Here is a 12761-nt window from a genome sequence, read left to right as displayed (position 1 = left end):
TAAGAGATGACTCGCAAACAACGCGCGCTGTTTGAACCGGCTCTGGTGCGCACCGCGCTGATCGATGCGGTGAAAAAACTGGATCCTCGCGTTCAATGGCGCAACCCGGTGATGTTCGTGGTGTATATCGGCAGCCTGCTGACCACCGCTATCTGGCTGGCGATGCTCACCGGCCAAACCGACGGCGCCGCCGCCTTTACCGGCAGCGTCTCCCTGTGGCTGTGGTTCACCGTGCTGTTCGCCAACTTCGCCGAGGCGCTGGCCGAAGGCCGCAGCAAGGCCCAGGCGGAAAGCCTGAAGGGCACCAAGAAAACCAGCTGGGCGAAAAAACTGGCCGGCCCGCGCCGCGACGGCGCCACGGAGAAAGTGGCCGCCGAGAGCCTGCGCAAAGGCGATATCGTGCTGGTGGAAGCCGGCGATACCATCCCGTGCGACGGCGAAGTGCTGGAGGGCGGCGCTTCGGTGGATGAAAGCGCCATCACCGGCGAATCCGCGCCGGTGATCCGCGAGTCCGGCGGCGACTTCTCTTCGGTCACCGGCGGCACCCGCGTGCTGTCCGACTGGCTGGTGGTGCAGTGCAGCGTCAACCCGGGGGAAACCTTCCTCGATCGCATGATCGCCATGGTGGAAGGTGCCAAGCGCCGCAAAACGCCGAACGAGATCGCGCTGACCATCCTGCTGGTGGCGCTGACCATCGTGTTCGTGTTGGCCACCGCCACCCTGTTCCCGTTCTCGCAATACAGCGTCGAGGCGGCCGGCAGCGGCAGCGTGGTCACCATCACCGTGCTGGTCGCGCTGCTGGTTTGCCTGATCCCCACCACCATCGGTGGCCTGCTGTCCGCCATCGGCGTGGCCGGGATGAGCCGCATGCTCGGCGCCAACGTGATCGCCACCAGCGGCCGCGCGGTGGAAGCCGCCGGCGACGTGGACGTGCTGCTGCTGGATAAAACCGGCACCATCACGCTGGGCAACCGCCAGGCTTCGGAGTTCCTGCCGGCGCCGGGCGTGAAAGAGCAAGAGCTGGCGGATGCCGCGCAGCTGGCCTCGCTGGCGGACGAAACGCCGGAAGGCCGCAGCATCGTGGTGTTGGCCAAACAACGATTCAACCTGCGCGAGCGCGATCTGCAGGCGCTGAACGCCACCTTCGTGCCCTTCTCCGCCCAGACCCGCATGAGCGGCGTCAACGTGCAGGAGCGCATGATCCGCAAAGGCGCAGTGGATGCCATTCGCCGTCACGTCGAATCCAATCAGGGGCACTTCCCGCGGGCGGTGGACGATCTGGTGGAAAGCGTGGCGCGCACCGGCGGTACACCGCTGGTGGTGGCGGAAGGCGCCCGGGTACTGGGCGTGGTAGCGCTGAAGGATATCGTCAAGGGCGGCATTAAGGAACGCTTCAATGAGCTGCGCAAGATGGGCATCAAAACGGTGATGATCACCGGCGATAACCCGCTGACTGCGGCGGCGATCGCCGCCGAAGCCGGGGTGGACGACTTCCTGTCGGAAGCCACGCCGGAAGCCAAGCTGGCGCTGATCCGCCAGTATCAGGCGGAAGGCCGTCTGGTAGCGATGACCGGCGACGGCACCAACGACGCCCCGGCGCTGGCGCAGGCCGATGTGGCGGTGGCGATGAACTCCGGCACCCAGGCCGCCAAAGAGGCGGGCAACATGGTCGATCTGGATTCCAACCCGACCAAGCTGATCGAAGTGGTGCATATCGGCAAACAGATGCTGATGACGCGTGGCTCGCTGACCACCTTCAGCATCGCCAACGACGTGGCCAAGTACTTCGCCATCATTCCGGCGGCGTTCGCGGCCACCTATCCGCAGCTGAACGCGCTGAACGTGATGCACCTGCACTCCCCCGCCTCCGCCATCATGTCGGCGGTGATCTTCAACGCCCTGGTGATCGTGTTTCTGATCCCGCTGGCGCTGAAAGGGGTGAGCTACAAACCGATGAGCGCCGCGGCTCTGCTGCGCCGCAACCTGTGGCTGTATGGGGTCGGCGGTCTGCTGGTGCCGTTCATCGGCATCAAACTGATCGACCTGATCCTGGTCGCGCTGCACGTCGCCGGTTAACCATTGAGGGAAATGAACATGACGTATTTACGACCTGCGCTGGTGATGTTGATCCTGCTGACTCTGATCACCGGCATCGCCTATCCGCTGCTGACCACCGGGCTGGCGCAGCTGCTGTTTTCGGGCGCGGCCAACGGTTCGCTGCTGTACCAGGGCGACAAGGCGGTCGGCTCTGCGCTGATCGGCCAGAACTTCACGCGCGCCGACTATTTCTGGGGCCGCCCGTCGGCGACCGGCGATTCGGCTTATAATCCACAGGCCTCCGCCGGCAGCAACCTGGCGGCCACCAACCCGGCGCAGGATAAGGCTATCGCCGAACGCGCGGCGCAGCTGCGCCAGGCCAATCCGGCCATGAGCGGCCCGATCCCGGTGGATCTGCTGACCGCCTCCGGCAGCGGGCTGGATCCGCAGATTTCGATCGCCGCGGCGCGGTATCAGCTGGCGCGGGTCGCGGCGGCGCGTCATCTGCCGCCGGAACAGGTCGCCAAACTGATCGAAGACAACACCGATCGGGCCACGCCCAACTTCATGGGGGAATCGGTGGTCAACGTGCTGAAGCTGAACCTGGCGCTGGATGCGTTGAAGTAGCGCGCCGTATTCAGCATAGTGATAGGGTTCGGCATGCCGAACCCCTTTTTGCTTGGTAACACAAGGAATTGTCATGGTCGAAGAAGAACAGCAGCGTCCCGATCCCGATAGCCTGCTGGCGCTGGCCAATGAAAAACCGCGCGGCCGGTTGAAGGTATTCTTCGGCGCCTGCGCCGGCGTGGGCAAAACCTATGCCATGCTGCAGGAGGCCCAGCGTTTGCGCGCTCAGGGGCTGGACGTGCTGGTCGGCGTGGTGGAAACCCACGGCCGCAGCGAGACCGCCGCCCTGCTCGACGGCCTGGCGCTGTTGCCGCAAAAGCGCATCCAGCATCGCGGCCGGCTGGTGCATGAATTCGATCTCGACGCCGCGCTGGCGCGCCATCCGGCGCTGATCCTGATGGATGAACTGGCGCACAGCAACGCTCACGGTTCGCGCCACCCCAAACGCTGGCAGGATGTGGAAGAGCTGCTGGACGCCGGCATCGACGTGCTGACTACCGTCAACGTGCAGCATTTGGAAAGTCTGAACGACGTGGTGGGCGGCGTGACCGGCGTGCGGGTGCGCGAAACGGTGCCCGACCACGTGTTTGACGAGGCCAGCGAAGTGGTGCTGGTCGATCTGCCGCCGGACGATCTGCGCCGGCGGCTGCACGAAGGCAAAGTGTATATTCCCGGCCAGGCCGAGCGCGCCATCGAGCATTTTTTCCGTAAAGGCAACCTGATCGCCCTGCGCGAGTTAGCGCTGCGCCGCACCGCCGATCGGGTCGATGACCAGATGCGCGAGTTTCGCGACACCCAGGGGCGCGAGAAAGTGTGGCACACCCGCGACAGCATTCTGCTGTGCGTCGGCCACAACAGCGGCAACGAAAAGCTGGTGCGCATCGCCGCCCGCCTGGCGGCGCGGCTCGGCTGCCACTGGCATGCAGTCTATGTGGAAACCCCCAAGCTGCACCGGCTGCCGGAAAACCAACGCCGCGCCATTCTGCGTGCGCTGCGGCTGGCGCAGGAGCTGGGCGCCGAAACCGCCACCCTGGCCGATCCGTCCGAAGAGCGCGCGGTGCTGCGCTACGCCCGCGAACATAACCTCGGCAAAATCATCATCGGCCGCCGCAGCGAGCAGCGCTGGAAGCTGCGCGGTAGCTTCGCCGATCGCCTCGGCAGACTGGGCCCGGATCTCGATCTGGTGATCGTCGCGCTGGACAGCGACGCCGCACCGCCGCCGCCGGGCAAGGAGCACGACGGCCGCAGCTTCAATGAGAAATGGCGCATGCAGCTGCGCGGCTGTGCGGTGGCGGTGGCGCTGTGCGCACTGATCACCCTGCTCTCGCAGTGGCTGCTGCCGGGCTTCGATCAGGCCAACCTGGTGATGGTCTACCTGCTCGGCGTGGCGATCGTCGCGCTGTTCTTCGGCCGCTGGCCATCGGTGCTGGCGGCGGTGATCAACGTCGCCAGTTTCGATCTGTTCTTCGTCCAGCCCGAATGGTCGTTCGCCGTCAGCGATATGCAGTATCTGCTGACCTTCGGCGTGATGCTCGCCGTCGGCATCATCATCGGCAACCTGACCGCCGGGGTGCGTTATCAGGCCCGGGTGGCGCGCTACCGCGAGCAGCGGGCGCGCCATCTGTACGAAATGTCACGCGGGCTGAGCCGCGCGCTGACCGTGGCCGACATCGCCAACACCAGCCGTCATTTCCTCTCCAGCAGCTTCCAGGCGAAAACCGTGCTGCTGCTGCCGCAGGAAGACGGCCGGCTGCAGCAAATGATCGGCGAGGAAGGCGGTCTGCTGTCGGTAGACGAAGCCATCGCGCGCTGGAGTTTCGATAAAGGCTTGCCGGCCGGCGCCGGCACCGACACCCTGCCCGGAGTGCCTTACCAACTGCTGCCGCTCAATACCCCCAAACAGACCTTCGGCCTGTTGGCGATCGAGCCCAACAACCTGCGCCAGCTGATGGTGCCGGAACAACAGCGGCTGCTGCAAACCTTCGCAGTGCTGATCGCCAGCGCGCTGGAACGGCTGCACCTGGCGCGCAGCGCCGAAGAAGCCAAGCTGGACGCCGAACGCGAACAGCTGCGCAACTCGCTGCTGGCGGCGCTGTCGCACGATCTGCGCACCCCGCTGACCGTGCTGTTCGGCCAGGCGGAAATTCTCACGCTGGACCTGGCGGCCGAAGGCTCCAATCACGCCACCCAGGCCAGCCAGATCCGCCAGCAGGTGCTGAGCACCACCCGGCTGGTGAACAACCTGCTGGATATGGCGCGCATCCAGTCCGGCGGTTTCAGCCTGCGTAAAGAGTGGCAGTCGCTGGAAGAGATCGTCGGCGCCTCGCTGCACATGCTGGAGCCGCTGCTCAGCCAGCATCCGATCGTGGTCGAACTGCCGCCGGAACAGATCCTGGTCAACTGCGACGGCAGCCTGCTGGAACGGGTGTTCACCAACCTGTTGGAAAACGCCAATAAATACGCCGGCGCCGAGGCCACCATCGGCATTCGCGCCCGCACGCTGCCCGAGTGGCTGGAAGTCGAGGTCTGGGATAACGGCCCCGGCATCCCCGCCGATCAGCTGCAGCTGATTTTCGACAAGTTTTCACGCGGCAATAAAGAGTCGGCGATCCCCGGCGTCGGCTTGGGGTTAGCCATTTGCCGTGCCATTATTGAAGTGCATGATGGCCGCATCTGGGCGGAAAACGGCGCCAACGGCGGCGCCAGCTTCCGCTTCGTGCTGCCGCTGGAAAAACCGCCCGAGATCGACGGCGATGCCTTCGATCTGTAATCAACGCAGGGGAAACGTGAGCATAACGCCAACCAACATTCTGATTGTTGAAGATGAAAAAGAGATCCGCCGCTTCGTGCGCACCGCGCTGGAGAGCGAAGGCCTGCGGGTGTTTGAAAGTGAAACCCTGCAGCGTGGGCTGATTGAGGCCGGCACGCGCAAACCGGATCTGATCATCCTGGATTTGGGCTTGCCGGATGGCGACGGGCTGAGCTACATCCGCGATCTGCGGCAGTGGAGCGCCATTCCGGTGATCGTGCTGTCGGCGCGCAACGCCGAAGAGGACAAGATCGCCGCGCTGGACGCCGGCGCCGACGACTATCTCAGCAAACCGTTCGGCATCGGCGAACTGTTGGCGCGGGTGCGAGTCGCGCTGCGCCGTCACTCCGCCAGCCAGCAGGAAAGCCCGCTGGTGAGCTTTTCGGCGATCACCGTCGATCTGGTGAATCGCCGGGTGCTGCGCAACGACGAAGATCTGCACCTGACGCCGATCGAGTTTCGCCTGTTGGCGGAGCTGCTGGCCAACGCCGGCAAGGTGATCACCCAACGCCAGCTGCTGAGCCACGTCTGGGGGCCGAACTACGTGGAACACAGCCACTACCTGCGCATCTACATGGGCCATCTGCGGCAGAAGCTGGAAGCCGATCCGGCCCGGCCCAAACACCTGCTGACCGAAACCGGCGTCGGCTACCGTTTCATGCCTTAACCCCGACGGGCGCGGTTTGCCGCGCCGTTACGCCACCGGGCCCTTCTTCAATCCGACCATAAATTCCTTGAACGCCTCGCGCAGCGGAGCGAACACCGGGTGTTTGCGGTTTTCGATCATCACTTCGGAGAACAGTTTCAACCCCACGGCGAAGGCCGCGCTCTGCTCAGGGCCGAAGTTCAGATCGTCACGCGCCCGAATGCGCTCGACGATCTCAAGAATATCGTCATGGTTGGTCACCTCAAAACTCAGCGGTGCCTTCTCGACGGGGTTGCCCTGGCGGTCGCTCAGGGCTTCAACGGTAATGTTAAAACGGTAGCCGGGCATCAGTTCTCCTCCTGCTGCGTGGGTTGAATGTGCATTTCGCTTTCGATCGCCGCCACGGCGGTCAACAGTGCGGCGTTGATGCGCTCCACCTGCTGCGGCGTAAGATCGGCGCGCATCACGTTGCCGCGCAGCAGACTGCGCAGACGGTTCATGGCGTCGTAAATGCCTTCCGCCAGGTTGCCGTGCCGATGATGCTCGCGGCCGGCGCCCGCCAGACGCGCCAGAATGACCTCAACCACCTGTTGATGCTTTTGCAGCTCGCCCTCGCCCGCCGAGGTGATGCGGTAGCTTTTGCGGCCGTTGCCGGTGGTGAGCGGTTCGAGAAAATCCTGCTCTTCCAGCAGCGTCAGCGTGGGGTAAATCACCCCCGGGCTCGGCACATACAGGCCGGAAGAAGCTTCTTCTATTGCTTTGATCAACTCGTACCCGTGGCTGGGCTTGCGCGCCACCAGCGCCAGCAACACCAGACGCAGATCGCCGTGTTCGAGCAGACGATGACGCCCGCCCCGGCCGCCGCGCCCGCCACGGCCATGCTCTTCGCCGTCGCCGCCGAAGTGATGGCGCCCACCGCGATGACGGCGCCCCTCTTCACATTCATGATGGTGATGATGCCGGTGTAAACCTAATCGATGAAACATAGGGTGATACCTCGCTTTAACAGTGAACATCAATACGAGGTTGTTTAGATATATCTAAACAGCGTCGATAACGCTAATCTAGATCGATATATCTAAATGCGCAAGCGCGTGCCGTGAAAAAGATATATCTAAATTACGGGCATAAAAAAAGCGCTGTAAAAACAGCGCTTTTTATCAGACGAGAACAACGATTATTTGGCGGAAGCCAGCACTTCGCTGACGATCTCAACCGCTTCGTGCTCGATTTTCTCGCGGTGTTCCGCCCCGAGGAAGCTCTCGCAGTAGATCTTGTATGCCTCTTCGGTACCGGAAGGACGGGCCGCGAACCAACCGTTGTCGGTCATCACTTTCAGACCGCCGATCGACGCGCCGTTGCCCGGCGCTGCGGTCAGACGCGCGGTGATCGGGTCCCCGCCCAGCGTACTGGCCTTGACCATCTCCGGCGACAGCTTGGACAGCGCCGCTTTCTGCGCATGGGTTGCCGGCGCCTGGATGCGGTTGTAGCTTGGCGCACCGAAGCGCTTGGCCAGATCGTCATAGTGATGCTGCGGATTTTCACCGGTTACCGCGGTGATTTCAGCCGCCAGCAGGCACATGATGATGCCGTCTTTGTCGGTCGACCAAGGCTGGCCGTTGAAGCGCAGGAACGAGGCCCCGGCGCTCTCTTCGCCGCCGAAGCCCAGGCTGCCGTCGAACAGGCCGTCCACGAACCATTTGAAACCAACCGGCACTTCCACCAGCTTGCGGCCCAGGTCAGCCACCACGCGATCGATCATCGCGCTGGACACCAGCGTTTTACCTACCGCCACATCGGCGCCCCACTGCGGGCGATGCCGGAACAGGTAGTTGATGGCTACCGCCAGATAGTGGTTCGGGTTCATCAGGCCCTTCGGCGTGACGATGCCGTGACGGTCGTAATCCGGATCGTTGGCGAACGCCAGATCGAATTTGTCGCGCAGTGCCAGCAGGCCGGCCATCGCCGACTCGGACGAGCAGTCCATGCGGATGATACCGTCGTGATCCAGGTGCATAAAGCGGAAGGTCTGATCGATGGAGTCGTTCACCAGCGTCAGATCCAGCTTGTAGTGTTCCGCCACGCGCTGCCAATAGGCGATGCCGGAGCCGCCGAGCGGATCCACGCCCAGTTTCAGGCCGGCGCGTTGAATGGCCGGCATGTCGACCACGTCAACCAGGCCTTCGACATAAGGCTGCACCAGATCTTTGGCGTGCAGGTGGCCGCTGTTCCAGGCTTTGTCCAGCGACTGGCGCTGAACGCCTTTCAGCTGCTGCGCCAGCAGTTCGTTGGCGCGCTTTTCGATCACCGACGTCAGGTTGGTGTCAGCCGGACCGCCGTTCGGCGGGTTGTACTTGATGCCGCCGTCTTCCGGCGGGTTGTGGGACGGCGTAATGACGATGCCGTCGGCCTGCGCGCCGCCGCGGCGGTTGTGGCACAGAATGGCGTGCGATACCGCCGGCGTTGGCGTGAAGCCGTTGTTTTCCTGCACGATCACATCGACGCCGTTGGCGGTCAGCACTTCCAGCACGGAAATAAAGGCCGGTTCGGACAGCGCATGGGTGTCTTTACCCACGTAGCACGGGCCGGTGGTGCCCTGCTGATGACGAACTTCGGCGATCGCCTGAGCGATGGCGAGGATGTGCGCTTCGTTGAAGCTGTGGCGCTGCGCGCTGCCGCGGTGGCCGGAGGTGCCAAACTTCACCGCATGTGCGGCATTGCCGGCTTCCGGTTGCAGCACATAGTACTGCGACGTCAGCTGGGCTACGTTGATCAGATCGCTTTGGCGGGCGGGCTGCCCGGCACGTGGATTATTCGCCATCGACATATCTCCCTCATCCCTGTCGGTGACCGGGCAAATACGTCGCGCACGGCCATCATGACGGGCTGTTCGCTAAATTAGACGGTACCGCAAACTTTCTCGATCAGTTCCGCCGGGAACTGCATCGCCTGCATGATGTGTTCGATCATGCTGCGCTTGCGGCCGGTATTGGTATTGGTGATCACCCAGTAAGGGGTGCCAGGCACATGCTTCGGCTTGGTATGCGTGCCGTTGGCCAGCAGGGTCTGCTGATCGCCGGCGAAATAGGTGCGGGTACGGCCGGTCAACGCCTCGGTGGCGGCGGCAAAACCGGCGGCATCGAGGGTGTACAGCGTGGACAGCACCAGCATGAAACGGTTGACCGCTTTGTTCTGCTCGGCGTATTCATCCGACAGCAGCAGTTCACGCACGGCGCGCACGCGATCGCGCGGGCGCTGAACCGACGCCGTTTTTTCCTGTTCGACGGACTGCGACGCACTGGCGGCAGGCAACGCGCGCACCGGCTGGCCGGCGGTGAATTTCAACATGCGGCGTAAAATATCGGACGCGCTTTCACCGATGTGTTGCGTGTGGCTGGCAATATAACGGTAAAGCTCTTCGTCGACTTCAATAGTTTTCATCTTTATCCAATACTGTTTTTTCTACTTAGAACCTGAAGCCAGATCCTGCATTCAAGCCATGGGATTATAAGGTTAAAAGCGCTGGGGCGAACACAACAATGTGCCTCCGGACGGCAAATGCAGACTAATACCTATAGCCGGCACTGCCAAGCCCGCGCCGCGAAAATTCCGCATGATTCATCGTGCGATTCAATCATGATACCCTAATCTGAATCTCTCTCTGTATGAACTTCGCCATGAAATTACATTATCAACTGCTGGCCGCCGAGTCAGACGCGCTGCCGGTGCTGCTGATCCACGGGCTGTTCGGCAATCTCGACAACCTGGGCGTGCTGGCGCGCGATCTGCATAAACAGCACAGTGTGATCAAGGTCGATCTGCGCAACCACGGCCTCTCCCCGCGCGCCGACGACATGAACTACCCCGCCATGGCGCAAGATCTGCTGGCGCTGCTCGACGAACTGCAGCTGGAGAAAGCGATCGTCATCGGCCACTCGATGGGCGGCAAAGCGGCGATGGCGCTGACCGCCATCGCGCCCGAGCGCATCGCCAAGCTGATCGTCATCGACGTCGCGCCGGTGGATTACCAGACCCGACGCCATGACGAGATCTTCGCCGCGCTGAAGGCCGTCAGCGCCGCCGGCATTACCCAGCGCCAGGCGGCCGCCCAGTTGATGCGCGACTACCTGCAGGAAGAAGGCGTGATCCAGTTCCTGCTGAAGTCCTTCCATAACGGTGAATGGCGCTTCAACCTGCCGGTGCTGATCGAACGCTACGAAGACATCACCGGCTGGCAGGAAGTCCCGGCCTGGCCACACCCGACCCTGTTCATTCGCGGCGGCCTGTCGCCGTACGTGCAGGACAGCTACCGTGCAGACATCGCCCGCCAATTCCCGCAGGCACGCGCGCACGTCGTCGCCGGCACCGGCCATTGGGTGCACGCCGAAAAACCGGAAGCGGTGCTGCGCGCCATCCACCGTTTCCTCGGCGAAGCCTGAAAAACGCGCTCACCTGGCGAAAAAACGCGCTAAAGATAACGGCTTAGCGCGTTTAGCCCGCAGTTAGGCATTGTCGCCGCTCCATCTGCTGGGGTAATATGGCGCGCTATAATTTTGCCGCCGCGCCAGCGCGTTCGCGAACGCCGGTTCGGGGGTAAATTTGGGTTAGGGTTTATTGGCCCGAAGTGTGTTAACCGATGCCTCCGGAAGCGTGCGAGCGCTTTTTGATGCAAACTCCCTTGCAGTACCGCTACCTATGGCAAAAGAACAAACGGATCGCACGACGCTGGATCTGTTCGCAGATGAACGCCGTCCGGGGCGCCCGAAAACCAACCCGCTTTCCCGCGATGAACAGCTTAGAATCAATAAGCGCAATCAGTTACGGCGCGATAAAGTGCGCGGATTGCGGCGCGTAGAGCTGAAAATCAACGCGGATGCGGTGGACGCCCTGAACAAACTGGCGGAACAGCGCAACATCAGCCGCAGCGAACTCATCGAGCAGATGCTGTTGGCGCAACTGGCGGAAGAACAGCCGGAACATTGATCTCTTCGGCCGCACGCGCGGCGCGGCGTTAAGGACAACGCCGGATCGACCACGCTTTTCTTCATCCTTCGGCATCGCATAAATGCGATAAAACCCCGGCGCCACTTTCTGGCATGATACGCATTTACCGGTAAGAGACTGCGCCTGTCGGCGCCCGCCACCGTGGCGAAAGGCTCTTGCCATGGCATCATTTTAATCGGCGGCAGTGCCGGCGCCGAGTAATGCAATTAATTGAATTTAAAGGTTATACGCGATATGGCTACTGTAGGCATTTTCTTTGGCAGCGACACTGGCAATACCGAAAACATTGCCAAAATGATCCAGAAAATTCTCCAGAAACAGTTTGGCGACGACGTCTCTGAAGTGCACGACATCGCCAAAAGCAGCAAAGAAGACCTGGAAGGGTTCGATATCCTGCTGCTGGGTATCCCGACCTGGTACTACGGTGAAGCGCAGTGTGACTGGGACGATTTCTTCCCGACGCTGGAAGAAGTCGATTTCAACGGCAAACTGGTGGCGCTGTTCGGCTGCGGCGACCAGGAAGACTACGCGGAATACTTCTGTGACGCGATGGGCACCATCCGCGACATCATCGAACCGCGCGGCGCGGCCATCGTGGGCCACTGGCCGACCAAAGGCTACCACTTCGAAGCTTCCAAAGGCCTGGCGGACGACAACCACTTCATCGGTCTGGCGATCGACGAAGACCGTCAGCCGGAGCTGACCAATGAGCGCGTCGACGCCTGGGTCAAACAGATTGTCGAAGAGCTGAGCCTGGCCGATATCGTCGGCTAAACGCCGGGACTGGCGAAAGGTTGAACAAAGGCCCTGTAAAGTGCATAGTGTGCCGACAGGGCCGTCATCGGCAACAGGGATTGCTGCGATAGAAGCTACAGATTTGTAACTTCCCACCCCGTCACGGTAGACTGAGATATCGGTTTATCCCATCCATCAAGGCGTTGCATGCAAAACATGCAATAGTGCAATTATATCTTTGTTAACAACCGGCGGTTTCCATTTAGTACAACCGGTTCTATAATGAGACGCATTAACTCTTTGTGCCGACCGATGCCACAGGCGAGTACGCCTCAACTTGATTAGCATAGTAACAGGACTGAATTCGCATGACCGACAACAACATCGCATTGAAGAAGGCCGGCTTAAAAGTCACGCTTCCGCGACTCAAAATCCTGGAAGTACTGCAAAATCCGGAATGCCATCACGTCAGTGCGGAAGATTTGTACAAAAAACTGATTGATATGGGCGAAGAGATCGGCCTGGCAACGGTTTATCGCGTACTGAACCAGTTTGACGATGCGGGCATTGTGACACGTCACAACTTCGAAGGCGGCAAGTCCGTGTTCGAGCTGACCCAACAGCATCACCACGATCACCTGATTTGCCTGGACTGCGGCAAAGTGATCGAATTCAGCGACGAATCCATCGAAGTGCGCCAGCGTGATATCGCCAAGCAGCACGGCATCAAGCTTACCAACCACAGTCTGTACCTGTACGGCCACTGTGAAACCGGTGACTGCCGCGAAGACGAATCGCTGCACGACAAGAAATAAGCCTCACCGGCTATGAGAAACCGCCTCACATTGAGGCGGTTTTTTTATGCCCGCCGTACAACGGGCAAAAAAATCCCCGGGCAAGCCG

General features: G+C 61.5%; 12 protein-coding genes. 8 read left to right on the top strand and 4 right to left on the bottom strand.

Annotated features, from left to right (window positions below):
• The first annotated feature begins 6 nt into the window (after window positions 1-6).
• From kdpB to kdpE, 4 genes are all read left to right on the top strand, one after another.
• Window positions 7-2076: a potassium-transporting ATPase subunit KdpB gene (kdpB, locus tag AC2CGI_RS19730; RefSeq protein ID WP_021504609.1), complete on the top strand. Its 2070-nt coding sequence runs from the start codon at window positions 7-9 to the stop codon at window positions 2074-2076.
• Window positions 2077-2094: 18 nt separating this feature from the next.
• Entirely contained in the window at window positions 2095-2664 is a 570-nt protein-coding gene (kdpC, locus tag AC2CGI_RS19725) for a potassium-transporting ATPase subunit KdpC (RefSeq protein WP_076740549.1), read from the top strand.
• Window positions 2665-2737: 73 nt separating this feature from the next.
• Window positions 2738-5434 (top strand): two-component system sensor histidine kinase KdpD, encoded by a 2697-nt coding sequence (kdpD, locus tag AC2CGI_RS19720; protein ID WP_015376962.1) that lies wholly within the window; start codon window positions 2738-2740, stop codon window positions 5432-5434.
• Window positions 5435-5450: 16 nt separating this feature from the next.
• Window positions 5451-6140, top strand: coding sequence for a two-component system response regulator KdpE (gene kdpE / locus AC2CGI_RS19715; protein ID WP_033637458.1), 690 nt, complete (start codon window positions 5451-5453; stop codon window positions 6138-6140).
• A gap of 27 nt (window positions 6141-6167) precedes the next feature.
• Here the strand turns inward: kdpE and AC2CGI_RS19710 are convergent, their stop codons facing one another.
• The 4 genes from AC2CGI_RS19710 to seqA form a co-directional block, all read right to left on the bottom strand.
• Window positions 6168-6467 carry a DUF3861 domain-containing protein gene (locus tag AC2CGI_RS19710; protein WP_044031761.1) on the bottom strand — a complete coding sequence of 100 codons (300 nt, stop codon included), beginning with the start codon at window positions 6465-6467 and terminating at the stop codon, window positions 6168-6170.
• Complete coding sequence (locus tag AC2CGI_RS19705; RefSeq protein ID WP_484593964.1) at window positions 6467-7105, bottom strand: PadR family transcriptional regulator; 639 nt, start codon at window positions 7103-7105, stop codon at window positions 6467-6469. Before AC2CGI_RS19705 ends, AC2CGI_RS19710 begins: the two co-directional genes overlap by 1 nt.
• A gap of 191 nt (window positions 7106-7296) precedes the next feature.
• Complete coding sequence (pgm, locus tag AC2CGI_RS19700) at window positions 7297-8940, bottom strand: phosphoglucomutase (alpha-D-glucose-1,6-bisphosphate-dependent) (protein WP_041922314.1); 1644 nt, start codon at window positions 8938-8940, stop codon at window positions 7297-7299.
• Between the two features lie 77 nt (window positions 8941-9017).
• Complete coding sequence (gene seqA / locus AC2CGI_RS19695; protein WP_076740483.1) at window positions 9018-9560, bottom strand: replication initiation negative regulator SeqA; 543 nt, start codon at window positions 9558-9560, stop codon at window positions 9018-9020.
• Between the two features lie 224 nt (window positions 9561-9784).
• On the opposite strand from seqA, the gene ybfF reads away from it, so the two are divergent.
• From ybfF to fur, 4 genes are all read left to right on the top strand, one after another.
• A complete protein-coding gene (gene ybfF / locus AC2CGI_RS19690) occupies window positions 9785-10558 on the top strand; it encodes an esterase (RefSeq protein WP_015376956.1) in 774 nt (257 codons plus the stop codon).
• Between the two features lie 256 nt (window positions 10559-10814).
• Window positions 10815-11102 carry a LexA regulated protein gene (gene ybfE / locus AC2CGI_RS19685; RefSeq protein ID WP_004939936.1) on the top strand — a complete coding sequence of 96 codons (288 nt, stop codon included), beginning with the start codon at window positions 10815-10817 and terminating at the stop codon, window positions 11100-11102.
• Between the two features lie 255 nt (window positions 11103-11357).
• The gene (fldA, locus tag AC2CGI_RS19680; protein ID WP_004939938.1) at window positions 11358-11897 is read left to right on the top strand and encodes a flavodoxin FldA; all 540 of its coding nucleotides are present in this window, start codon (window positions 11358-11360) and stop codon (window positions 11895-11897) included.
• 329 nt (window positions 11898-12226) lie between these two features.
• Entirely contained in the window at window positions 12227-12673 is a 447-nt protein-coding gene (fur, locus tag AC2CGI_RS19675) for a ferric iron uptake transcriptional regulator (RefSeq protein ID WP_004939939.1), read from the top strand.
• The last annotated feature ends 88 nt before the right edge of the window (window positions 12674-12761 follow it).

The sequence above is a fragment of the Serratia sp. LSHTC3 genome, assembly GCF_057197125.1.
The sequence above is the reverse complement of the archived record's forward strand: the minus strand, read 5'-3'. Positions and strand labels throughout refer to the sequence as shown.

What these genes read in the sequence shown, in the direction of transcription:
- kdpB (WP_021504609.1), top strand. Translation starts at nt 7, where the DNA reads ATGACTCGCAAACAACGCGCGCTGTTTGAACCGGCTCTGGTGCGCACC.
- kdpC (WP_076740549.1), top strand. Translation starts at nt 2,095, where the DNA reads ATGACGTATTTACGACCTGCGCTGGTGATGTTGATCCTGCTGACTCTG.
- kdpD (WP_015376962.1), top strand. Translation starts at nt 2,738, where the DNA reads ATGGTCGAAGAAGAACAGCAGCGTCCCGATCCCGATAGCCTGCTGGCG.
- AC2CGI_RS19710 (WP_044031761.1), bottom strand. Translation starts at nt 6,467, where the DNA reads ATGCCCGGCTACCGTTTTAACATTACCGTTGAAGCCCTGAGCGACCGC.
- AC2CGI_RS19705 (WP_484593964.1), bottom strand. Translation starts at nt 7,105, where the DNA reads ATGTTTCATCGATTAGGTTTACACCGGCATCATCACCATCATGAATGT.
- pgm (WP_041922314.1), bottom strand. Translation starts at nt 8,940, where the DNA reads ATGGCGAATAATCCACGTGCCGGGCAGCCCGCCCGCCAAAGCGATCTG.
- seqA (WP_076740483.1), bottom strand. Translation starts at nt 9,560, where the DNA reads ATGAAAACTATTGAAGTCGACGAAGAGCTTTACCGTTATATTGCCAGC.
- ybfF (WP_015376956.1), top strand. Translation starts at nt 9,785, where the DNA reads ATGAACTTCGCCATGAAATTACATTATCAACTGCTGGCCGCCGAGTCA.
- ybfE (WP_004939936.1), top strand. Translation starts at nt 10,815, where the DNA reads ATGGCAAAAGAACAAACGGATCGCACGACGCTGGATCTGTTCGCAGAT.
- fldA (WP_004939938.1), top strand. Translation starts at nt 11,358, where the DNA reads ATGGCTACTGTAGGCATTTTCTTTGGCAGCGACACTGGCAATACCGAA.
- fur (WP_004939939.1), top strand. Translation starts at nt 12,227, where the DNA reads ATGACCGACAACAACATCGCATTGAAGAAGGCCGGCTTAAAAGTCACG.